Here is a 20,775-nt window from a genome sequence, read left to right as displayed (position 1 = left end):
CGACAACGATCAAGGTTAGAGCGCGGTTAGGTTGAGGTTGTCAGTAAGGTTATGGACAGTCAAGGTCGTTCTAAGCGAAGATCGTGGCGTTCGTGCCCCGACGAGACGGGAGGCCGTCGTGCACCTGCACAAGATCTGCAAGGACCCGGAGTCGAACCCCACCGGCTGCCAGAGTGTCTACCTCGCTGAGAACGGCATGATGGCCGTCCAGGGCCTCGAGATGGACCCGGAGACCTTCGCCAACATGGAAAATCTGCTCCCGGGCGAGTCGGGTGTCCTGATCAAGCCCGAGATCCTCGTCGAGGCCGCCCGCCTCTACCAGGAAAAGACCCCGTGACGCCCGCGCACGACCTACGCGACGGCATCGACCAGCTCCGCGATGAGCTTGCCGCCTTCCGCTATTCGCTTTTTCGGTTGGAGACGCTGCAGAACTACTCCGGCAGCAGCGAGGACGACGCCCTTGCCGAGTGGCGACGCACCGGCCGCATCCCGATTACCGCGGAACTCCAGCAGTGGTGCGAACGCACCCGTCACCGCGTCGGCCAGGGCTGCCGGATCCAGCGCGTGCACGTGGTGACCGAACCGCTGACCGACTACGTACGGTTCGAACTGGCCTCGTACGCCCCCAACGTTCAAGCGGGCGAGGACGTCCGGATCATTCCCGTCCGCGGAGATCGATGGCCGACCGACGTGCAAGCCGCCGATTACTGGCTCATCGACGCACGCAGGCTGTGGATGATGCGCTACTCCGCGGACGGCGCGTGGCTCGGCGCCGAGCCGACCTCCGATCCGCAGTGCATCGCCGATGCGTGCGCCCAGCGCGAGGCCGCGATTGCGCAGTCAATATCGTGGAGCGAGTACGACTCGCGTTAGAAGAAGGGAACGAGCGTGCCAGGCCCGAACACGCCGCAGCGAGCACTGCTCGCTCGACGTCTTCGCGAGCTGCGCGCGACCGCGTTTGCCTCCGGCAGTGCGTTGGCGCGGCATTTGGACTGGCACCAGACCCGGGTGTCGAAGCTCGAGCAAGGTAGCCAGCGTCCCACCGACGACGACCTTCGCCGGTGGGGCGAGGCTGTCGACGCCACCGCCGAGCAACTGGACGAGCTCTTCGAACTCGCCGGTGCCGCCCGCATCGAGTACGCCACCTTCGGCCAGCGCTACCGCCAGCACGGCGGTGCTGTCGCCGAGCAGCAGGCGACCACGAACGAAGATGCCGCCTCGGCGCGCATCGCGGAGTTCCAGCCCGCCATGATGCCTGGACTGCTCCAGACCGCCGCCTACGCGCGTGAAGTTCTCACCCGCCCTTGCGGCCCAGCTTCCGCCGGGGTAGCCGACGAGGAAATCGACCAGATCGTCGGCAAACGCATGGAACGGCAGCAGATCCTCTACCAGCCCCGGCCAGAACCGATCCGGATCATCATGGGCGAGGCCGCCCTGCACACCCATTTCGGAGACCCCCGGACCCTCGCCGGTCAACTGGACCGGCTGCTTGCCCTGCTCGGCTACCCGCAGGTCGACATCGGCGTCGTGCCGTTCACCGCGGCCATGCCCGTGTTTCCGCTGACGAACTTCCTGCTCTACGACGACCACGTCCTCATCGAATCCCTCACCGCCCAGCAACGTCTCGATTCGCCCGACGACGTCCGCGCCTACGAGGACTTCTTCGCGCAGCTCCGCGACGCCGCCATCACTGGCGCACAACTGGAAACCCTGTTGGCCCAGAGCTCCACGGAACTCCGCAAGCAGTCCGGCGTAGCTTCTTCGTAAGGCACCACGCCCTACGGGCCTTGAGCCCGTAGTGGGCGGGTGGTGTCGTACTGCCATCCGTGGCTGCGGTCGCAACCGATGCGGTGCAGCCGGTCGGCTTCGGCGGGATGGAGCAGGCGCAGCGCCTCGTGGTGACCGGACCAGCAGATCTCGGCGACCTCGCCGGCGTCCGGAACCGGGACGCTGGTCCCCACGATGTGCGCCTCGAACACGAAGTGGATCTTGTTGTCACCGGTGGCGGATTCAGCTTCGGACCAGCCGGCCCACACAAGCTTGCCGGGCGTGACCGCCAGCCGAAGTTCTTCGTGGACTTCGCGGGCCATTGCGGTGGGTGGCGAATCGGATCCGATGGCCTCGCACCGGCCGCCAGGCAGCGAAAAGTCTTCGTCGTCGGGACCGCGTACCAGCAAGATGCGTTGTTGGGCATCGCGAATCAGCGCTGCGGCGCGAACCGGCAACGCGGGGCGAGGTTGGCTTTCCGGCATCCACTCACGGAGCTCGCAGATCGCCTCGGCCAGATCGGGAACGGCACGGTAGCGGTCCGGTCCGGCTACCCGCGGAATGCGCGCATGGTCGGGGTGAACCCACAGGGCACGTGCTCCGGCCAACAGCGGTGCCTGCACATCTTCGAGGAGCGTGTCACCGACGTGAACGATCTCGGCGACTTCGACGCCGTGGCTCCGAGCGAGGTGCTCGAACACGGGGGGACCGGTGCCTTTCGCCAGGCCGGTCTCGCAGGAGAAATAGGCCGCATCCAGCAACTGGCCGAGTTCATCGCGCACCGCGTTCGCGTGGGTGTGGTCGGCGGCGGCGAGGTTGGAGCAGACCACGACTCGGATGTCGGGGCATGCGTCGCGGAGCCCCGCGATCAGCGCACGCGCGGTCGGATTCAACAGCAGTGGCCGTGGTGTGTGCAGCAAATCGGCGAGCTGTCGGGGAGGAAGCGCGAGGTCGGCCGCGACTTGGCGGATCAGGTCGTCGCCGATCGCGGTGGCGGTGTGCAGGTGGGTGCGCACGACTGCGGCGACAGTGGCCGGCTCTTTCGGGGATGCCGTGGCCAATGCATCGCCGAGGCTCTGCCCGTACGTGTGCCCTAGCAGTCTGTCGACGCTCAGCGACACCACACTGATTCCGCGGTTCATGCACAACTCTCCTGATAGGACGGTGTGCCGTTGCGTAGGAGCTTCGGCACGGATCGGTAGGCATTCGGCGCGGCAGTCGTAGGCGGTCGAGCCAAGTCAGGATGCTGACAAGGTCGAGACTTCCCGCAATGAGGTTGTAGTGAGGTGCGCGCGGAATACGGGCCCGCGTCTACCTGGGGACTCGATCACCACACGCGGATCTCGCCGCGGCGAGACCCGCTCGGGGCGGGCGTGGTGATCGAGCCCCCGCATTGCCAGCCGGTTCTCGTTCGGGGCGGAGACCGGCTCGGGCGCTGCAGGGGATCTGCACCGGCAGCGATGCGGGGCGCTGCCGATGTCGATTCCTGCTCTGCGCCTTGGGGTTGTGGTCTGTACCGCCGGTGGAGGGGTGTCCTGGCGGCACAGACCACGCCCGGCCGGAGCGCTCGTGTCGGGGAGCACGACACGCTCTTGCCGGGAGTCGGTTATCGCTGCTGGCCCGGGAAAACCCAGACTCGCGCGTTCTCCTGTGGAGCTGTGGCCGAGCCGGGACGCTCAGCCATCGGGCGGGTGGGCGCGTACCGGTCGAAGATCTTGGCGAGGCCGCGCAACCGGGCGCCAAGATCGCCGAGGTCTTCGTAGGTGACGGTGCTGCGGCCCGGAAGTGCGAACAGGACTTCGCCCAACCGGTCGTGGATCTGTTTTCCAAGCTCGACCACGTCACCGGTCTTCGGCGGGGCCGACGTGTGCTGTTGGATCATCAGAACTCCTTGAGTCCGTGCCTGGATGGTGAGTAGTGCTCGTTGAGGCGGTTGGACGGGAACTGGGAGGTTCCTGCGCTTCTTCGTCTCTCGGCGGGAAGTGCGGACCGCGCGGTGCGGAAGCGGGGGGCCTTCATCCGCACCGCACGGCCCTCGACCCGGCGCCCGCGCCACATCAAGCGGGCACCGGACGATCACGAATCCCAGACGACCTCACGGGCCTGGAGTGATTCCGCGACCTTCACGCACGCGCCACATCGCGCCGTGATCGCTCGGCTCTTCGGAACCCGGTCGTTCGGCGTCGGCAACGGCACCGTCGCCGCGTACCCGCACAAGGTCTTGACCGCGGAGTTGACGGGCAGAGCGGAGAGGCTTTCCGGCGTAGCGTGACGTCGCTGCGGATCTCCACGAGCGCAAAACCAGTACAGGCGGGCCGTTCGCTTGGCGGTACGACCACTACGGGAAACTTGTTCCGGTCGAGCTGAGGAAACTGCCACAGCGAGTCGTCCGTGCATTCGAAGGCACCTCCTCGCGTCGTTGGTGCTGGCGTATGTAAAAGCTATGGCCGCGCAACCGGCACGATTGCCCGGATCGCGCATGAAAAATATGCGTACCGCGCATACTGGCTGGCCCTGGCAGATACGATGGCTACCCGAATCGACTGGGAGCGATCTTGATGAGGTCAGAAGCCAGCCGCTCAGAAACATCGCGCCACTGTGCGAGATGCGGCAGCAAACTTGCCCGGGACAACGCCGCGCCCGTCTGCTCGCCGTGTCGGCGCGTTCCGAAGAATCATCAGGAGGCAGGCCCGCGCTTCGGCGACGAGTTCTGGGCCGAAGACCGGCTACGCCAAGCGCTCGCCGGCAAGGACATGGGAGCTGTCGTGCGGGCGTACCGCGTTCATCCCGCGCACGGCCGGAAACCGTTGCCCCAAGCCGATGTGGCCAAGTGGCTGAGCATCACCCAAAGCCAGCTCAGCAGGATCGAGTCCGGGCGGAACCGGGTGCGCGAGCTGGATCAGCTCCGGCATTACGCCCGGCGGCTGCGCATCCCGCCCGAACTGCTGTGGTTCGACGCGGGCGATAGCGCTGACGAACCGGTGCCACCAAAACACGCTGCGGTAGTTCTGCCGGGAGGCCCACCTGTCCCCGCCGCGAATGTGCGCACCGAGCCGGCGTTGGCCGAGTCGTTGCTGATGACGCTCAAGCAGTACATCACCACCGACAACCTCGTTGGTCCCCGCTCGGTGCTTCCGGTCGCCGCTGAGCAAGCAAGCTTCGCCAACGGACTGCTCGCGCAGAGCCAAGGGCATAGCCACCGGTCGCTGTTGTACGTCGCCGCGCGGTTCGCCGAGTTCACGGGATGGCTCGACCAAGACGCGGGCAAGTTGCAGGAAGCGATGGCGTGGTCGAACACGGCGCTCGATCTCGCCCACGAGGCCGAGGACGCACACCTGGCTTCGTACATCCACATGCGCAAGAGCAATATCGCCAGCGACGCGCACAAGCCTGCTTTGACGATCAACTTCGCTCAGGCGGCCCTGCGGTCCTCGGAGACGCTGAGCCCGCGCCTCAAGGCGGTTGCACTGCGTCAGGAAGCGCACGGGCACGCCATGGCCGGAGACTACGAGGGATGTTCGCGCGCCATCGACCGAGCGTTTCGATACGCGGCCGACGAGCCCGACGACGAGAGCGACATCGCGCGGTATTGCACGCCGAGCTATGTCGAGATGGAAGCCGCGCACTGTTGGGTCGAACTCGGCAAGCCGGTCAAAGCGCTGGCCACGCTCCAGCAGGGCATCGCGAACTGGCACGCGGACTTCCGCCGGGACCTCGGACTCGGGCTTGCGCGGTTGGCCGTTGCCCATGCCGTTGCTGACCAGCCGGAAGAAGCGGTCGCCGTGGCGCGGCATTCGCTCACGATCGCGACCGATACGCGGTCCCACCGCACAGCACGGCAGCTCCGTCGAACGTCGCAGCTGTTGGCGGATGCGGGCGCGCACGATCAGGCGTCCCAGTTGAGCCGTACGCTGCGGACGACATTGGCGTGACGCCGAAGCGAGCAAGTTGAGGAGAGTCGTGGACGTGCTCACCACTGCCACTTCCGCCGATGAAGCAGCCCGGAAGGCACGTGTCGCCGTGCTTCCCGTCGGCAGCTTCGAGCAACACGGCGAGCACCTTCCGCTGACCACCGACACCGTCATTGCGTGCTTGATCGCGCAACGGATCGCCGAGGACTACGACCTTTTCCTGCTGCCGCCGATCACCGTTTCGTGCTCGCACGAACACGAATCCTTCCCTGGAACGGTCAGCGTCAGCGCCACAACGCTGGTCGCGATGATCGAGGACATCCGCGTTTCCTTGCGCCGCTCGGACATTACCAAGCTGGTCCTGGTCAACGGGCACGGTGGAAATTACGTCCTCTCCAACATCACCCAGCAAGCCAATACCGACGAACGGTGCGTGGTTCTGTTTCCTGGCGGGGGCGACATGAACCGCGCCCGCGAGCACGTCGGCGCGGTCACCACGTCCCACGAGGACATGCACGCCGGTGAACTCGAGACCTCGCTACTGCTACACGCTCACCCGAACCTCGTCGGCGAGAGCTACCGCCGCGCTGATCACCAGGCCGACGACCGGCCGCACCTGCTGACCCTCGGGATCGAGCACTACAGCCCCAGCGGCGTCATCGGTCGCCCCTCTGAAGCTACCGCGGCCAAAGGGCGAGCCATCCTGGACAGCTTGAGCACATCGTTCGCCGAGCACCTCGCGCTGATCGACGCGCGTTGAAACGCAGCCGATCCGACCCCGGTGGTTAGGGGAGCGGTCCATGGATCACATCCTGCGCAGTCGCGGAACCGTCATAAGTTCCGGCCGCACTAGCTGGTCGTGCTCGGCGCTGTGTTAGCGCGGGCGGACCGCGTCGGCGGTTACGAGCTGGGTCGTGACCAGACTGGCAGTGCCGTTGCGGTTGGTGATTTCGAAGCTGGTCAGGGCGTACCAGTCGCCGGTGTGGGTTTGGTGCCAGGCGTGCAGGATGCCGGGCACGGTGGCGGAGTTGTCCAGTCCGCTGGCCCGAACTCGCAAAGGCACCCTGTGCAATGGCGGACCTGCGTGAGTGGCGACTTAGCGCGTCGAATCGTCGGTTCACATCAGGGGTGAACGTGTGAACGTTTGAATCTCGGGGCTAGATGAGTGATTCCTTGATCTTTAGTGGTCGAATGCTGTGAGTGAGCGTTTGCTGGTCGCGCCGGTGGTCCAGTTGTGCCAGATCGCGGTGGTGAGGGCCAGAAGGCGCTGGGTGATGCGGGTGATCACGTCTGCGGGGGTGCGTCCGCCGTGTCGTTCCAGGTCAAGCTGTCCTTTGAGGGTCTGGTTGACCGACTCGATCCACTGGCGAACGCTGCCGAGTTTGCCGTTGGTGTAGGTCTCGTCCTTGCGGTCCGGTCGCAGCAACCTCAGCCCCATCGCTTCAGTGACCTGTTTGAACTCCTTGCCTGCAAAGCCCTTGTCAGCCAGCAGGATCTGGCCTTGACGGATCAGGTGGTGGTTGTGGTCGAGCAACGCGGCAAGTGCCTCGCGTTCCCCGATTTTCGGGTGGGCCAGGCACCACATGACCGGCATCCCATCACCGGCACAGACCAGGTACAGCTTCAGCCCCCAGTAGAACCGGGAATGCGAGGCGCAGTAGCCATACCCGGCGTGCCCGGCCAGATCGGATCGTCTGACCGTCTCCCGGGAGGACCCGCAGGGCACCGGGGTTGCATCAGTGATCCACATATCGTCGAACCAAGAGGGGCAGCGCTCGGCCAAGACCAAGATTGTCTTGCACAGCAACGGTTCCGCGGCCTTGAGCCGCTTGTGGTAGCCCGGCTGCTCCGGCAGGTACGGAAACATCGCCCGCCAGGCGGGCTGCTGCGAATGTGACGGATCCAGCGACGTTCGGAGTGATACCCCAGCAACACCTGGGCCACCGCCAGCGTGAGCAGCTCGCTATCGGACAGCAGCGGCTGACGGCCCCGCCCCGCTCGGGGCCTGGCGACGTGATCGTCGATCAACACGTAAAGTCCGGTCAGGAGGGTGTTCAGTTCTTTCGTCACACATTGATCTTGAACACCCTCCTCCCACCTCTACGGGCCCGGCCCACCTCACGTGATCTTCACGGAATCAACCATCTAGTGGTGACAACCGTCCGCTTGGGGATCGCATGCGGAAGTGGGACAAGCTCAATGACAAGCAGGTTGCGGTGCTGCGCAGGATCGCTGAGGGGATGATCTCAGTAGCCCGGATGCTGTTGTTCTTCGTCGGTCGGCGAGGGCGCTTGTCGACCGTGGTTTGGTGACGGTGAGTCGACGCGATGGTTGGCGCGCGACGATCACCGATGCCGGTCGTTACTACCTCGAGCACGGTCATCATCCGGACCGACTGGTGAGGGTCGGTACGTCGGTACGTCGGACGAGCGCCGTGGCGAAGCGGGTGACGAGCACGCCAGTAGCGGGAGCGAGACAGCCAACGGCCGGAGGCCGCCGCCCCGCGCCACCGCAGCCATAACGGCCAAGCGGCGGAAGGTCGCTGCGGAGTTGGTGGCCACGTTGCAACGAGACGGAGAGTTGGTCCACGCGGACGCGAGCCGGGAGCAGAGGGACGACACGCGCAAGGTGGTCGACTTCGCGAAGCGCAATGGCCTCGTACCGGCTGGCCAGCGGATCGAGAGGGGGTAGTGGCAGACAGGCGGTATCGTGTGCGGCTGGTGTCCGGGTCTCACTCCAATTCGAAGTCGACCTCGGATGCGGATCGCATCAGCGTGCCGTCTTCTGTGGACGAATGGCATCCACTGCTGGCAGCACTCAGCAAACCCGGCGAAGTCCTCGGTGTCTCGGAGGATGGCCTGCCACGCGCAATGCGGATCATGCACGTGCTGCTCGTGGAGGCTGAGCAACGGGGATACGAAGTCAGCTGGTCGGATGACGCGCGTCCCGCACGGCGTTCCGGCGCTCTTCTCGTTCTTGCCACGCAGCGACGTCTTCCCAGCGGACTTTCAACCGATTCGGCGGTACCCAGTCCTCGCGGTCCTGGTAGTCGTCCTCGACGAAACGCACGCGCACTCGCGCAGGGCGGGCGGAACCACGCCGGAGGACATCGACACAGGTGACAGGGTCGCGCGCACCTTTGCGGTACGCCCACCGCTGGTGAGGTGTGATGGGTTCGCCGTTTGCCGCTTTCATCGTCGGCTGGCCACCGTGGTCTGTTCGAGTCATCACCGGCATCTTCATCTCCCCGCCGGCTGCGTCAACCGTCCTGGTCTTGCGAATCCGTGTCGACATAGCAGGGGAGCATCGCTTCCACCTGCTCGATGACGAGGTGAAGTTGACTCAGGCTGCTTGTCGGGTGGGTACTGGACCACCAACTGCTTGATCGAGGACCGCAGCTTGGCCCGCACGTCGTCGCGGACGGTCCAGTCGGTCTTCACGTCGCGCCGCATGATCCCGACGAGGTCTCGGGCGATCTGCGTCAGCACGTCCTCGTCTTGCAGCTCAAGGTTTCCTGTCGTGCCGCCACGACCGAGGACAGCAGCCAGGTGTTCCTCGACGACGGCGAGCAGCGAAGGTGGTTCAACCCCGTGCACATCGGGGCACATGCCCGAGGAGGTCATTTCACGCCGTGGGAGAATCCCGATGCGGTGGTCGAGGACGTCCGCGCGACGTTCCGGAAGTTGCGGTGACCGTGGTGGTGCCGGACACCGTTGTCCGTGACGAGTATCTGGAGCGACTGTCGACTGTGGATCTGCTGTTGGCTTCAGGGGTGTTCACCACACGATCGGAAGCGTTTCGAGTCCGTAGACGACGTGGTGTGGCGGGAATCGGATGTCGTGCTCGGGGATTCCGAGGGCGAGGTTCGGGAATCTGCGCAGCAGTGCGGGGAAGGCGGTCTGCATCTCCATCCTGGCCAGTGGTGCGCCGAGGCAGTGGTGCACGCCGTGGCCGAACGCGACGTGGGCGCCCGGCTTGCGGGTGAGGTCGAGCCGGTCGGGCTCGCCGATGAACCGGGGGTCGCGGTTGGCGGGGGAGAGGGCGAACAGGACTTGGTCGCCCTTCGGGATGGTTGTCCCGCCGATCTCCACGTCGCGCGTGGTGATCCGCGGGATGCCGGAATGCGCGACGCTGAGGAAGCGCAGCAGTTCTTCCACCGCTTGATCGGTGTGTTCCGGGTGCTGCCGGAACCATTCGAGTTGGTCGGGGTGGGTGAGCAGTGCCAGGGTGCCGACGGCGAGCATGTTCGCGGTCGTCTCGTGGCCCGCGGTCAGCAGCAGACTGGCGATGTTGGTCAGCGCGTCGGCGTCGAGGGTTTCGTCGTGCTCGCGTACGTGCATCCCGAGCATGTCCTCGCCCGGCTCGGCTTGCGCGGCGGCGACCAGCCGCTCCATGTACGCCCGCCCCTCCTGGGCCAGTGCCGCACGTTCTTCCCGCGGCAGCGAGGTGTCCGTCTGCTTCGACGTGCGTTCTTGGAACTCGGCGCGGTCACCGTAGGGAACACCCAGCAGTTCGCAGATGACCAGCGAGGGAACGGGCAGCGCGAAGTGCGTGATCAAGTCGGCGCCCGGCCCGGTGCTGTCGAGCAGATCGAGGTGTTGGTCGACGATTTCGGAGATGCGTGGTTCGAGCCTGGGCCACCAAACTTGCGTGGTGCGGTGTCGGGCATCGCGGGAGCGTGAACGGGGGCCTCGCGGGGACATTCGATGTGGGGCGCCGGTAGCACGTGCCTCGTCGGGGCGACGTGGCAGTCTGGGTGCATGTGCGCAGACGATTCGTCCTCTATGGAAGATCGGGCCCCGGAGCGGGAGCCTCGCGAGCGCAACCCGCGAGGGCAAGGCGAGCGGCTGCGCGATGAAGTGCTGGCGGCGTTGGTTCGTCTGGTTGGTGACGAGGAGCGGATGCGTCCGTTGCCGCTGTCGTTGCGCGAGGTGGCGCGCGAAGCGGGTGTGACCGCGCCCGCGCTCTACCGGCACTTCGCGGACAAGGAAGAGTTGGGCCGCGCTGCCGAGCAGGACGGGTTCGCGCGGTTGGTGGCTGCGATGGACGCTGCTGACGAGGCGGCGGCGGGCGGTGCTCCGAGTGAGCGGTTGATCGCGGTGGCGCAGGCATACTGCCGGTTCGCGCTGGAGAACCTCGGATACTTCCGGATCATGTTCAAGGCAGGGATGGCGGGCTTTGACGAAATGCGCACTGTGCCGAGCTCGGCGGAGCAGCTGGCCGAGCGGTGGCGTGCGGCGGTGGTGCGGCTGCGGGAGCAGGGCATCGAGCTGAGCCAGTCCCCGGAGCAGGCTGCGATGTTCGTGTGGTCGTCGGTGCACGGGCGGTTGACGTTGTCCTCTGCTGTCGAGGCCGTGTGGCCGCTGGGTGATGTGTTCGTGTATGTGGAGAAGCTGGTGGACTCGCTGGTGAAGACCGGTTTGCCGCGCTTGTCGGCTATGTGACTCAGTGCCTTTGTGACGGTCCGGACGGGTGGCGTGCAGTCATTTAACAAGTGTAAACTTACTTGCGTTGACTGACTGCCGGCGTTGTTCGGCCACCCACCACCAGTGAAGGACGGATCTTGAAGATCACTATCGACGAGGCGAAGTGCGTCGGTGCCGGCCAGTGCGTGCTGAGCGCCCCCGAGATCTTCGACCAGCGCGATGAGGACGGCGTCGTGATCCTGCTCGACGAGGCTCCGCCGGAGTCCGAGCACGACAACGCTCGCACCGCCGCGCAGCTGTGCCCGGCTGCCGCGATCGCAGTGCACGAATGACCCTGACGCGCTGCGAGCGGGCGCGGCCCGTCTCCGCACGGCGCGCGGGTTGGGGCTCAACGCACCGGCGCGAGGTGATCGCTCCCGCAGCGTTTCGCGGACCTGTGCGTGAGGGCGATCGACCCGAGCTGACGGTCGGAAGGTCGTCGATCTCGTTGCCGTTGCCCGCCTTTTCTTCACACCAATGTGGACACATCTAGGAGTTCTGGGATGACCAGCACCACAGAGCACCCTGCTTTTCCCGCTTCCCGCAGCTGTCCGTTCGCTCCGCCGGACCTCTACGCCGAGGCCCGGGAGGACGGCAGGCCCCGCCGGGTGACGATCTGGCGCGGCGATTCGCCGTGGCTGCTCACGCGGCATGACCAGGTCCAGCAGATGCTGCTGGATCCGCGGTTCAGCGGGGATGTCACGTTGGCCGGCTTCCCCAACAGCAGCCCGTCGCAACCGGACGTGGAAGGTGGCCTGTTCTTCCGCAAGGAGGGCGACGAACACCTGCCCACCCGCCGCATCCTCAACCCGGACTTCACCGCGAAGCGGGCCCAGTCCTGGCGGCCCCGCATCGCGGAGCTGGTCGAAGCCGCGATCGACGACATGCTTGGACAGCCCCGGCCGCTGGACCTGATCGAGCACTTCGCGTTGGCGGTGCCGACGGCGGTGATCTGCGAGGTGCTGGGGGTCGACCAGTCCGAGACGAGCGTGCTGCACGAGTCGATGAAGCTCGTCACCGACATCGAGGCCCCGTACGACGACAAGATCGCCGCCCATCAGAAGGTGGTCGACCTGCTGACGCGCTACGCGGAGCAGAAGCGGGGTGACTCCGACGAGCGGTTGCTGAGCCGGCTGGTCAACGTGCACGTGCCAAACGGGGACATCACCTTCGACGAGGCCGTCCGGTTGGGCGTGCTCGTGATCGGCGCCGGGCACGAGACGACCTCGAACATGCTCGGACTCGGTGCGCTGGCGCTGATCCGGGAACCCGAGCAGCGCGCCAAATTGCTCGCGGATCCGGACAAGCTGGCCAGCACCTGCACCGAGGAGATGCTGCGGTACTGGACGATCACGCAGACCGAGCCGCGCCGCGTCGCGCTGGAAGATGCCGAGATCGGCGGCCAGCTGATCAAGGCCGGTGAAGGCGTGGTCTGCTCGCTGGGCGCGGCCAACCGCGACCCCGAGGTATTCGAGGACCCGGAGAACCTGGACGTCGCCCGGTCCGAGCGGCGGCACGTGGCCTTCGGGCACGGGGTGCACCAGTGCCTCGGGCAGAACCTGGCGCGGGTGGAGATGCAGGTCGCCTGGCCGAAGCTGTTCGCCCGCATCCCCGACCTGCGACTGGCCGTGCCGGAGTCCGATCTGCGGTTCCTCGACACCCACCTCACCTACGGCTTGCACGAACTGCCCGTCACCTGGTGAAAGGAGCCGTCATGACCAACGATTCGCTCGATGACCGCAGAGAGCGCGGACTGCGACGCATGCTCGAAGTCACCTGCGTCGACGAGAACACCCCGACGCCTCCGATCGAACCGCGTTCGGTCGAGGAGCACGCGGTGAAGGTCGTTTTTGGCGAGCTGTGGTCCAACGATGCGCTCAGCGATCGGGACCGCAGGCTGATCACCCTCGGGATTCTGGGGGCTCTTGGTGCGGAGCGCGAACTTCCCTGGCACATCAGGGGAGCGCTGGACTCCGGGGACCTGAGCCCGGACCAGATGCGGGAGACGGCGCTGCAGATCGCGCACTACGCGGGCGTGCCCCGTGGGGCGAGCGTGTCGACGATCATCCGCGAGACCACCGGTCAGACCGGATCCACCGAGACGGAGGCGTGAGGCTGCGATGACCGGGAAACTTGATGGCCGCGTCGCCGTGGTGGTCGGCGGCGGGCAGACCGCGGGACAGACCGTGGGAAACGGGCGGGCGGCTGCGTTGACCTACGCCCGTGAAGGGGCTGCGGTGCTTGTGGTGGACCGCGAACTCGGGTCGGCGGACGAGACCGCGGCGCTGGTTCGAGACGAAGGGTTCAAGGCCGAGGCGCACCAGGCCGACATCACCCGCGACGAGGACTGCCGCGGCATCGCCGAAGCCGCGATCACCAGCTGGGGCCGCATCGACGTGTTGCACAACAACGTTGGCATCGTCCTGCCCGGCAGCACCGAGGATCTGTCCGAACAGGACTGGAAGCGCGGGTTCGACGTGAACCTCACCGGCATGTGGTCGAGCTGCCGGTACGTGCTGCCGCACATGCGCGAGCAAGGTTCCGGTTCGGTCGTGAACATCACTTCGCTGGCGAGTTTCGCGGCCGGGCCGAGCGCGATCGTCTACACGACGTCGAAGTCGGCGGTGAACTCGATGACCCGATCGCTGGCCTTGGACTACGCACCGCACGGCGTGCGGGTCAACGCGATCGCGCCGGGCATGGTCGACACGCCGATGGGCGTGGATTCGGTGGCGCAAGCCAGTGGCAAACCGCGGGACGAGGTGGCCGAGGGGCGGGCGGCGATGGTCCCGCTGAAGTACCCGGCGACCGGCTGGGACATCGCCAAGGCAGCGCTGTTTTTCGTCTCCGACGACGCCGCGTTCATCACCGGAACGGTCCTGCCCGTCGACGGCGGCAGCGCCCTGCTCACCGCTTCGACCGTCCCACCCGGCTACTGACGGCGACACCCGGCCGGGGGTGGCCCCACCGTCCCCGGGCCGGGGCGTGTCATGCCCGCACGATGAGAGCGTCTGTGAACATGGCTCCATGAGCGATCGGCCGCGTAGTCCCCGTGGGCAGGGCGAACAGCTTCGAGTGGAAGTGCTCGAGGCCGTGAACCGGTTGCTCGCCGAGTGGGGCAGCGACGAGAAGCTGACCATGCGGGCGGTCGCCAAAGAGGTGGGCGTGGCCGCTCCGAGCATCTACCTGCACTTCAGCGACAAGGCGGAGCTGGTGTGGGCGGCGTTGACGGACAAGTACGAGCAGCTGGCCGACCGCATGCGACTGGCCGATGAAGCGGTGGCCGGGGAGGACGTTCGCGCGAGGCTGCTCGCGCAGGTGCACGCCTACTGTCGGTTCGCGATGCGGAACCCGGGTCACTACCGGTTGATGTACGAGATCCGCCAGCCAGCGGTCGATCCGGAGCGGCTCGGCCGGCACCCGTCGCGACTGGTGGCCCGCAGCTTCCGGAGCGGGATTCAGCGGTGCTTGGCAGCGGGGTACGCCGTCGGCCTCCCACCTCGACAAGCCGCGCACACGCTCTGGACCGGACTGCACGGGATGCTCTCGTTGCAGCACAGCCTGTCGCTGGAGCCCGATCGAGACCTGGTCGCGGGGCTCGCCGGGGGCCTGGTGGACGTTCTGGTGAGCGCTGAGCCGCAGCACGGGGCGCAGCCGCCGGACACCGCGATCGAGCAGGTGCTCGCGCGGACCATCACCGACGACGAGGACTGAACCAGGCGCCTTCCGGGCGGTTCGGGCGCGATGCTGTCCGCATCGTGCCGCGGTGCGCGATTTCCACTCGAGTGTGACGGGAGTCACCGTCGCTACTGGCCTCCAGTTCTGTTGGTGCCTCTATACTTGTAAGTGAACTTAGTTAGGTAACTCTTCGTGTCGGGCGGCAGGCGACGCGATTCCCCGGAGCGGTGCTGCGGGCGGGCTTGTCGATCGCGCGGAGGGCTAGGGACTCGCGACAGCGCCCGGCGTGCGCGGTGGCTGCGATTCCGCCAGCCGACCGCGTACGGGGAACGGAGTGGACATGGACGCAGGAGCAGCAGAGGGCCGGTCGTTGCGCGCCGGCGTCGTCGGGCTCGGCATGATCGGCGGGGGAATCGCCATCAGCCTGGCCCGTCGGGGCCGGGTGCCGGTGGTCTACGACGTTCGCCCGGAGGCCGCCGAGCTGCCGGGTGATCCGGAACTGCTGGGCTCCCCGGCGGAGGTGGCCGCGCGCAGCGACGTGGTGCTCATCGCCGTTGTCTCCGCTGAGCAGGCGCGGGAGGTAATCACCGGCGAGTCCGGGTTGCTGGCCGGTGCCCAGCCCGGATCGACGGTCGTGCTGCTGAGCACCGTCGAACTGTCGATCGTGCGGGAACTCGCCGAGGTGTGCGCCGCGTCCGGTGTCGCCTTCCTCGACTCCGGTGTCACTCCGGGTGACAAGGCCGCCGAGAACGGCCTGGTCACCATGGTCGGCGGCGATGCGGAGACGGTCGAGAAGACGCGGCCGGTGCTGGCCGACTTCGCCAAGGAGGTCGTGCACTGCGGTCCGCTCGGGGCGGGGATGGCGACCAAGCTCGCGCGCAACATCGTGACCTACGGCTGCTGGCGCGCGGTCGCTGAGGCGGCAGGGCTGGCGGACGCCGCCGGCGTGCCAGCGGAGACGCTCATGCAGGTCATCATCACGGCCGACCCGAACGGCAGCACGCTGCTGCAGCTGCTGAGGATGCAGCGACTGGACGAGGCCGGCGCTAAGGCGCTGCTCAGCAGCGTGTCGAAGACGGACACGGAACTGGACGGGCCTGCTGCACAGGCAGCGGCCGCCGAGGTCGTGCGCGGGATCTTCCCGTTGATGGACAAGGATCTTGACGCCGCGCAGCGGCTCGGGAGCGCGCTGGAGCTCGACCTGCCGCTGGTCGACGTCACCCGTTCCCAGGCGAAGGCGACCCTCGGAGCGGAGGAGAAATGAACGACCGGTACCAGCGCGGGCGCGCGGTGATGGACGAGGTGTACGGGCCCGGCTTCAGCGCCGCGCTCGACGGGCAGAGCGGGCCGTTTCTGAAGGAGACGGTCGAGCATCTCTTCGGCGAGGTCTGGAACCGGCCCGATCTGTCTACAAGGGACCGGAGGCTGCTCGTGCTCGGCGCGACCGCCGCGTTCGGACGGGCGGACCTGGTGCAGGTGCAGGCCCGCGGCGCCCTCGCCAGTGGCGACTGCACGCCGGACGAACTGCACGAATCAGTGCTGCAGCTGGCGTTCTACGTCGGGTGGGGCAACGCCACCTCGGTTCAGGAGGGAATCGCCCGAGCGGTCGCGGAGACCACCACGGCCGCGGAACCGAACCAGGACTGACCGCAATCCCCACGGGAAGAGGAAGGACGAACATGACTCAGTCGATGCCCACCACGCGCGACGGCGACGCTCCGCTGGATCCGCCGCCCGAGTACCAGACCCTGCAGGAGGAGCAGCCGGTCCATTGGGTGACGTTCCCGAACGGCACCGAGGGCTGGTTGGTGACGCGGTTCGAGGAAGGCAGCGCGGTCTTCTCCGACCCGCGTATGAGTGCCCGTCGGCCGCGCCACGACAACCCTCCGGGCGAGGAGCCTGAAGGTGCCGAGCAGCAGGGCGGCGGTGGGCTGCCTCCGATGTTCGTGATGATGGACGAGCCCGACCACGGCGCTTACCGCAAGCTGCTGGCGGGCAAGTTCACCCCGAAGTCCGTGCAGAACCGTCTGCAGCCGTACATCGACAAGATCGTGGACGAGCACCTGGATGCCATCGCCGCAACCGACGAGCCGGTCGATCTGGTGCAGGCGCTGTGCCTGCCGATCCCGTGTCTGGTGATCTGCGAGCTGCTGGGTGTGCCGTACGAGGACCGGGACGGGTTCCACGGCGCGACCGAGCAGATGATGGACATGAGCAACCCGCGTGAGCAACGGGACGCCGGTGCGCAGTGGTTGCTGCAGTACATCGGGAAGTTGGTCGAGGAGAAGCGTGCGAATCCGGACTCGCCCGGTCTGCTGGCCGAGCTGGTCCGCATCGCCGACGAGGGCGGCACGATCCTGACCAACGAGGATCTGACCGGGGTCGGTGCGCTGCTGCTGTTCGCCGGGCACGACACCACAGCGGCCATGATGGGCCTGTCGATCATGACGCTGCTCAGCCAGCCGGAGAAGTGGCAACAGCTGCGCGATGAGCCCGCCAAGATCGGCACCGCGGTGGAGGAACTGCTGCGCTACCTCACGATCGTCCAATTCGGACTCGGTCGGGTGGCCACGGAAGACCTGGAGCTCGGCGGCGCGCAGATCCGCGAGGGTGATCTGGTCGTGGTGGCGATGCCGGCGGCCAACCGGGACCCGCGGGCGTTCGACAACCCGGACATGGCCGATTTCGACCGCAAGATGAGCCGCCACTTGGCCTTCGGGTACGGGGTGCACCAGTGCCTCGGACAGAACATCGCTCGGGCCGAGCTCAAGACCGTGCTGCCCCGGCTGATCGAGCGTTTCCCGAACCTGCGGCTGGCCGTGGATCCCTCGGATGTCCCGATGGACACCCACGGCACGAACTACGGCGTCCGGGCTCTGCCGGTCACCTGGTAAACCGCACCGCGCGGACGGGTGGTCATCAGCAGCCCGCGTTTCCCGGGGCGGGCCGCAGAAAACACCCGCCGCCATCCACCGAACACTGACTCATCGCCGCAGCGGACCGCTTCGTCGCGCGGCGCATCCCACAGCAGGAGGACCCATCATGAAGATCACCGTGGATGAAGAGAAGTGCTGTGCCGCCGGGCAGTGCGTGCTCGCCGCGCCCGAGGTGTTCGACCAGCGCGACGACGACGGCGTCGTGATCCTGCTCGACGAGGCTCCGCCGGAGTCCGAACACGAGAACGCGCGCACCGCGGCTCAACTGTGCCCGGCTGCGGCGATCGCCGTGGAGGAATGATGGCCGGGCTCGATCGTGTCGTCGTCGTGGGCGCCTCGGCGGCGGGGCTGGCCGTTGTCGAGGGTTTGCGGCGCGGCGGCTTCGACGGTGAGCTGACGCTGGTCGGTGACGAGCCGCGCCTGCCCTACGACCGACCTCCGCTGTCCAAGCAGCTGCTGTCCGGGCAGTGGGAATCTCCGCGGTTGCAACTGCGCGCACCCGAGGCGTACGCCGAGCTGAACGTGGACCATCGACTCGGCTCTCCGGCGGAGAATGTCGACGCCGAGGCGCACGAAGTCCGTCTGGCCGACGGCAGCGAACTGCACTACGATGCCTTGGTCGCGGCTACTGGAGTCCGGCCGAGGCCGATCGCCGGGATGGACGGGATCGAAGGTGCCCACCTGCTGCGCACCGTCGACGATGCGCTGAGCTTGCGTGCCTCGCTGTCCGCCCATCCGCACTTGGTGATCGTCGGCGGCGGGTTCATCGGGGCGGAAGCCGCCGCGGTGGCGCGGGAACTCGGCTGCGCGGTCACTCTGGTGACCGACCAGCACGTGCCGCTGTCCGACGCCGTCGGCACCGAGATCGGCGGAATGCTCACCGCGCTGCACGAGGAGCACGGGGTCCGGGTGGTCACCGAGGCGATGGTCGAGCGCGTGTGCCACGACGGCGAGCGGGCTACCGGCGTGCGGCTGGTCGACGGCCGCAGCGTCGACGGCGACGCGGTGTTGGTCGGCATCGGCACCCGGGCGAACGTCGAATGGCTCGACGGCAGCGGTATCACCGTGGGCAACGGTGTCGAGTGTGATGACACGTTGCACGCCGGCTGCAACATCTGGGCCGCCGGTGACGTCGCGTCCTGGCCCGATTCGCTGACGGGCGAACGGCTGCGCATCGAGCACCGCACGAACGCGGGTGAACAGGGCATGGTCGTGGCCCGGAACATACTCGCCGGCAGGGACGGTGCGCAGCCGTTCCGCACCGTGCCCTATGTCTGGTCCGACCAGTACGACCGCAAGATCCAGGTCTACGGGCTGGTACGCGGTGCGGAGCAGATGCGCGTGGTCGACGGCAGCATCGCCGACCGGAAGCTCACCGCCGTGTTCGGCCGCGACGGGCACGTCACCGGCGCGCTCGGGGTCAACATGGTCCGCCCGCTGCGGGCGCTGCGCGCACTGGTCGCCGAACGCGCCGACTGGGACAACGCCGTGTCGGCGACCACTACCTGACTCCGCTCTTCTTGAATGCCCCACCACGAAAAGGGAGCTCTCCCATGACCTCGACGGAAGAAGCCGTGCCCCCGACTTCCCGCTGCACCGCGAACGCCGTTCGCCCTCCCGGATGCGGTGGGGTCTGTCCGATCAACGGTGTTTCCGGCGGTTCGGTCAGTAGGTTTCAGCGGCCGGCCAGCGGTCGCTGAAGGTGATGGCGAGCGCGTTGATCACGGGCTTCCAGCGTTGCGCCCACCGTGTGCGGCCGGTGCCGGTGGGGTCCAGGCTACGGGTGACGAGGTACAGGCACTTCATCGCGGCCTGCTCGGTGGGGAAATCTCCGTGCTCGCACGGCTCGCCGGTAGCGGGCGTTGAGTGATTCGACCGCGTTCGTCGAACAGATCATCCGTCGTATCTCGACGTCGTAGTCGAGGAACGGGATGAACTCCTGCCAAGCGTTGCGCCACAAACGAACCACCGCCGCATGGCGCGTGCCCCATTTATCGTCGAGTTCGTCGAGTGTGACCGCTGCGGCCTCCGGCGACGACGCGGTGTAGATCGGGATTAGGTCGCGTTTGAGCTCTTCCCAGTATTTCCGCGACACCAGACGGAACGAGTTACGGATCAGGTGAATGATGCAGGTTTGCACGATCGTCTGCGGCCAGACGTTCGCGACGACCTCGGGTAGTCCTTTCAGGCCGTCACAGACGAGGAAGAACACGTCTTTGACTCCGCGGTTTTTCAGGCCGATCAGGAAACTCATCCAGAACTTCGCGCCCTCGCCGCCCCCGGTGCCCATGGACAGGGCCAGGACGTCTTTGCGGCCGTCGAGCGTGACGCCGATGGCGGCGTAGACGGGCCGGCTGGCCACCTGCCCGTCCCGGACCTTCACGTGGATGGCGTCGATGAACACCGCCGCGTAGATCGAGTCCAGGGGCCGGTCGGACCAGTCGTCCATCTCCGCGACGACCTTGTCGGTGATGGTTGAGATCGTGTCCTTGGACACCGAGGTGCCGTAGATGTCGGCGAAATGCGATGCGATCTCGCCGGTGGTGAGCCCTTTCGCATACAGCGACAGCACGATCTCGTCCACACTGCCCAGACGGCGCTGGCGCTTTTTCACGATCTGCGGGGTGAACGTGCCTGAGCGATCCCGCGGGACCGCGATGTCCACATCGCCGGCCGCGTCCGAGAGCACCGTCTTGGCCCGTGTCCCGTTCCGGACATTCTCCGAGTCCCGGTCCGGGTCGGTCTGGTTCTTCTCATGCCCGAGGTGCTCGGTCATTTCCTCGTTCAAGGCTGTTTCCAGCACGTTTTTGGTGAACACCTTCAACAGTCCACCCGGGCCGGTCAGATGCAGCCCTTGCTCACGGGCCTGGGCGATCATTTCCGCCGCTGTGGCCTGCTCCGGCGACAGCTGCCGCCCTGAATTCTTCTCACTTTTCGATGTGCTCACAGCATCGGATGCCATCAGTCACGGCGCCCTTCCCACCGGACCTTCGCCCGGCGCGTCAGGCCGGAAACACC

At 66.8% G+C, this 20,775-nt stretch carries 23 protein-coding genes and 2 pseudogenes; 17 read left to right on the top strand and 8 right to left on the bottom strand.

The window, feature by feature from the left end:
* Window positions 1–118: 118 nt before the first annotated feature.
* From V1457_RS23540 to V1457_RS23530, 3 genes are read left to right on the top strand one after another with little or no spacing between them, the layout of a single operon-like run.
* On the top strand, window positions 119–337 hold the full coding sequence (locus V1457_RS23540; RefSeq protein ID WP_338596885.1) for a hypothetical protein: 219 nt from the start codon (window positions 119–121) through the stop codon (window positions 335–337).
* Window positions 334–873 carry a DUF6879 family protein gene (locus V1457_RS23535; RefSeq protein WP_338596883.1) on the top strand — a complete coding sequence of 180 codons (540 nt, stop codon included), beginning with the start codon at window positions 334–336 and terminating at the stop codon, window positions 871–873. Before V1457_RS23540 ends, V1457_RS23535 begins: the two co-directional genes overlap by 4 nt.
* A 15-nt stretch (window positions 874–888) precedes the next feature.
* Window positions 889–1,767, top strand: coding sequence for a helix-turn-helix transcriptional regulator (locus V1457_RS23530; protein ID WP_338596881.1), 879 nt, complete (start codon window positions 889–891; stop codon window positions 1,765–1,767).
* A gap of 11 nt (window positions 1,768–1,778) precedes the next feature.
* Here the strand turns inward: V1457_RS23530 and V1457_RS23525 are convergent, their stop codons facing one another.
* Together V1457_RS23525 and V1457_RS23520 are read right to left on the bottom strand one after the other, a co-directional pair.
* Complete coding sequence (locus tag V1457_RS23525) at window positions 1,779–2,909, bottom strand: NUDIX domain-containing protein (protein ID WP_338596879.1); 1,131 nt, start codon at window positions 2,907–2,909, stop codon at window positions 1,779–1,781.
* A gap of 464 nt (window positions 2,910–3,373) precedes the next feature.
* Complete coding sequence (locus V1457_RS23520; RefSeq protein ID WP_338596877.1) at window positions 3,374–3,649, bottom strand: hypothetical protein; 276 nt, start codon at window positions 3,647–3,649, stop codon at window positions 3,374–3,376.
* A gap of 676 nt (window positions 3,650–4,325) precedes the next feature.
* Here V1457_RS23520 and V1457_RS23515 point away from each other — a divergent pair.
* Complete coding sequence (locus tag V1457_RS23515) at window positions 4,326–5,699, top strand: helix-turn-helix domain-containing protein (RefSeq protein WP_338596875.1); 1,374 nt, start codon at window positions 4,326–4,328, stop codon at window positions 5,697–5,699.
* 28 nt (window positions 5,700–5,727) lie between these two features.
* Window positions 5,728–6,438, top strand: a complete 711-nt coding sequence (locus V1457_RS23510; protein WP_338596873.1) for a creatininase family protein — start codon at window positions 5,728–5,730, stop codon at window positions 6,436–6,438.
* A 114-nt stretch (window positions 6,439–6,552) separates the two neighbouring features.
* Here the strand turns inward: V1457_RS23510 and V1457_RS23505 are convergent, their stop codons facing one another.
* From V1457_RS23505 to V1457_RS23490, 4 genes and pseudogenes are all read right to left on the bottom strand, one after another.
* Complete coding sequence (locus V1457_RS23505; RefSeq protein WP_338596871.1) at window positions 6,553–6,741, bottom strand: hypothetical protein; 189 nt, start codon at window positions 6,739–6,741, stop codon at window positions 6,553–6,555.
* 117 nt (window positions 6,742–6,858) lie between these two features.
* Window positions 6,859–7,748, bottom strand: a pseudogene (locus V1457_RS23500) (IS982 family transposase).
* An 852-nt stretch (window positions 7,749–8,600) separates the two neighbouring features.
* Complete coding sequence (locus V1457_RS23495; protein WP_200073606.1) at window positions 8,601–8,972, bottom strand: hypothetical protein; 372 nt, start codon at window positions 8,970–8,972, stop codon at window positions 8,601–8,603.
* Window positions 8,918–9,130: a type I restriction enzyme endonuclease domain-containing protein gene (locus V1457_RS23490; protein WP_233628752.1), complete on the bottom strand. Its 213-nt coding sequence runs from the start codon at window positions 9,128–9,130 to the stop codon at window positions 8,918–8,920. The genes V1457_RS23495 and V1457_RS23490 overlap by 55 nt, the downstream gene beginning before the upstream one ends.
* Before the next feature lie 45 nt (window positions 9,131–9,175).
* Between V1457_RS23490 and V1457_RS23485 the strand changes: the two genes are divergently transcribed.
* Entirely contained in the window at window positions 9,176–9,370 is a 195-nt protein-coding gene (locus V1457_RS23485; protein ID WP_338605183.1) for a hypothetical protein, read from the top strand.
* Between the two features lie 84 nt (window positions 9,371–9,454).
* On the opposite strand, the gene V1457_RS23480 is transcribed toward V1457_RS23485, so the two are convergent.
* The gene (locus V1457_RS23480; protein WP_338596870.1) at window positions 9,455–10,237 is read right to left on the bottom strand and encodes a cytochrome P450; all 783 of its coding nucleotides are present in this window, start codon (window positions 10,235–10,237) and stop codon (window positions 9,455–9,457) included.
* A gap of 225 nt (window positions 10,238–10,462) precedes the next feature.
* Here V1457_RS23480 and V1457_RS23475 point away from each other — a divergent pair, with 225 nt between their 5' ends.
* The 11 genes from V1457_RS23475 (at window position 10,463) to V1457_RS23425 (ending at window position 19,266) form a co-directional block, all read left to right on the top strand.
* Window positions 10,463–11,122 carry a TetR/AcrR family transcriptional regulator gene (locus V1457_RS23475; protein ID WP_200073603.1) on the top strand — a complete coding sequence of 220 codons (660 nt, stop codon included), beginning with the start codon at window positions 10,463–10,465 and terminating at the stop codon, window positions 11,120–11,122.
* Window positions 11,123–11,241: 119 nt separating this feature from the next.
* Window positions 11,242–11,436 (top strand): ferredoxin, encoded by a 195-nt coding sequence (locus tag V1457_RS23470; protein WP_200073602.1) that lies wholly within the window; start codon window positions 11,242–11,244, stop codon window positions 11,434–11,436.
* 210 nt (window positions 11,437–11,646) lie between these two features.
* Window positions 11,647–12,846, top strand: a complete 1,200-nt coding sequence (locus V1457_RS23465; protein ID WP_200073601.1) for a cytochrome P450 — start codon at window positions 11,647–11,649, stop codon at window positions 12,844–12,846.
* A gap of 11 nt (window positions 12,847–12,857) precedes the next feature.
* A complete protein-coding gene (locus tag V1457_RS23460; protein WP_200073600.1) occupies window positions 12,858–13,256 on the top strand; it encodes a carboxymuconolactone decarboxylase family protein in 399 nt (132 codons plus the stop codon).
* 7 nt (window positions 13,257–13,263) lie between these two features.
* Window positions 13,264–14,082, top strand: coding sequence for an SDR family oxidoreductase (locus V1457_RS23455; RefSeq protein ID WP_338596868.1), 819 nt, complete (start codon window positions 13,264–13,266; stop codon window positions 14,080–14,082).
* Window positions 14,083–14,170: 88 nt separating this feature from the next.
* Complete coding sequence (locus V1457_RS23450) at window positions 14,171–14,857, top strand: TetR/AcrR family transcriptional regulator (protein ID WP_338596867.1); 687 nt, start codon at window positions 14,171–14,173, stop codon at window positions 14,855–14,857.
* Between the two features lie 304 nt (window positions 14,858–15,161).
* Window positions 15,162–16,085 carry an NAD(P)-dependent oxidoreductase gene (locus V1457_RS23445; RefSeq protein ID WP_338596866.1) on the top strand — a complete coding sequence of 308 codons (924 nt, stop codon included), beginning with the start codon at window positions 15,162–15,164 and terminating at the stop codon, window positions 16,083–16,085.
* Window positions 16,082–16,468 carry a carboxymuconolactone decarboxylase family protein gene (locus V1457_RS23440; RefSeq protein WP_338596865.1) on the top strand — a complete coding sequence of 129 codons (387 nt, stop codon included), beginning with the start codon at window positions 16,082–16,084 and terminating at the stop codon, window positions 16,466–16,468. The genes V1457_RS23445 and V1457_RS23440 overlap by 4 nt, the downstream gene beginning before the upstream one ends.
* Window positions 16,469–16,500: 32 nt before the next feature.
* The gene (locus V1457_RS23435) at window positions 16,501–17,715 is read left to right on the top strand and encodes a cytochrome P450 (protein WP_338596864.1); all 1,215 of its coding nucleotides are present in this window, start codon (window positions 16,501–16,503) and stop codon (window positions 17,713–17,715) included.
* A 148-nt stretch (window positions 17,716–17,863) separates the two neighbouring features.
* Window positions 17,864–18,058, top strand: a complete 195-nt coding sequence (locus tag V1457_RS23430) for a ferredoxin (protein ID WP_200073594.1) — start codon at window positions 17,864–17,866, stop codon at window positions 18,056–18,058.
* The gene (locus tag V1457_RS23425; RefSeq protein WP_338596862.1) at window positions 18,058–19,266 is read left to right on the top strand and encodes an FAD/NAD(P)-binding oxidoreductase; all 1,209 of its coding nucleotides are present in this window, start codon (window positions 18,058–18,060) and stop codon (window positions 19,264–19,266) included. The genes V1457_RS23430 and V1457_RS23425 overlap by 1 nt, the downstream gene beginning before the upstream one ends.
* A 156-nt stretch (window positions 19,267–19,422) precedes the next feature.
* Here the strand turns inward: V1457_RS23425 and V1457_RS23420 are convergent.
* A pseudogene (locus V1457_RS23420) lies at window positions 19,423–20,719 on the bottom strand (IS256 family transposase).
* Between the last annotated feature and the right edge of the window lie 56 nt (window positions 20,720–20,775).

Source organism: Saccharopolyspora sp. SCSIO 74807, assembly GCF_037023755.1.
Classification (GTDB): Bacteria; Actinomycetota; Actinomycetes; order Mycobacteriales; family Pseudonocardiaceae; genus Saccharopolyspora_C; species Saccharopolyspora_C galaxeae.
Note: the sequence above shows the minus strand (reverse complement) of the source record. Positions and strands in the feature narration are given on the sequence as shown.

Excerpts from the sequence above, each read along its gene's own strand:
- V1457_RS23460 (WP_200073600.1), top strand. The coding sequence starts at position 12,858 with ATGACCAACGATTCGCTCGATGACCGCAGAGAGCGCGGACTGCGACGC.
- V1457_RS23450 (WP_338596867.1), top strand. The coding sequence starts at position 14,171 with ATGAGCGATCGGCCGCGTAGTCCCCGTGGGCAGGGCGAACAGCTTCGA.
- V1457_RS23440 (WP_338596865.1), top strand. The coding sequence starts at position 16,082 with ATGAACGACCGGTACCAGCGCGGGCGCGCGGTGATGGACGAGGTGTAC.
- V1457_RS23435 (WP_338596864.1), top strand. The coding sequence starts at position 16,501 with ATGACTCAGTCGATGCCCACCACGCGCGACGGCGACGCTCCGCTGGAT.
- V1457_RS23445 (WP_338596866.1), top strand. The coding sequence starts at position 15,162 with ATGGACGCAGGAGCAGCAGAGGGCCGGTCGTTGCGCGCCGGCGTCGTC.
- V1457_RS23425 (WP_338596862.1), top strand. The coding sequence starts at position 18,058 with ATGGCCGGGCTCGATCGTGTCGTCGTCGTGGGCGCCTCGGCGGCGGGG.
- V1457_RS23475 (WP_200073603.1), top strand. The coding sequence starts at position 10,463 with ATGGAAGATCGGGCCCCGGAGCGGGAGCCTCGCGAGCGCAACCCGCGA.
- V1457_RS23515 (WP_338596875.1), top strand. The coding sequence starts at position 4,326 with ATGAGGTCAGAAGCCAGCCGCTCAGAAACATCGCGCCACTGTGCGAGA.
- V1457_RS23430 (WP_200073594.1), top strand. The coding sequence starts at position 17,864 with ATGAAGATCACCGTGGATGAAGAGAAGTGCTGTGCCGCCGGGCAGTGC.
- V1457_RS23520 (WP_338596877.1), bottom strand. The coding sequence starts at position 3,649 with ATGATCCAACAGCACACGTCGGCCCCGCCGAAGACCGGTGACGTGGTC.
- V1457_RS23490 (WP_233628752.1), bottom strand. The coding sequence starts at position 9,130 with ATGCGGCGCGACGTGAAGACCGACTGGACCGTCCGCGACGACGTGCGG.
- V1457_RS23465 (WP_200073601.1), top strand. The coding sequence starts at position 11,647 with ATGACCAGCACCACAGAGCACCCTGCTTTTCCCGCTTCCCGCAGCTGT.
- V1457_RS23495 (WP_200073606.1), bottom strand. The coding sequence starts at position 8,972 with ATGTCGACACGGATTCGCAAGACCAGGACGGTTGACGCAGCCGGCGGG.
- V1457_RS23525 (WP_338596879.1), bottom strand. The coding sequence starts at position 2,909 with ATGAACCGCGGAATCAGTGTGGTGTCGCTGAGCGTCGACAGACTGCTA.
- V1457_RS23455 (WP_338596868.1), top strand. The coding sequence starts at position 13,264 with ATGACCGGGAAACTTGATGGCCGCGTCGCCGTGGTGGTCGGCGGCGGG.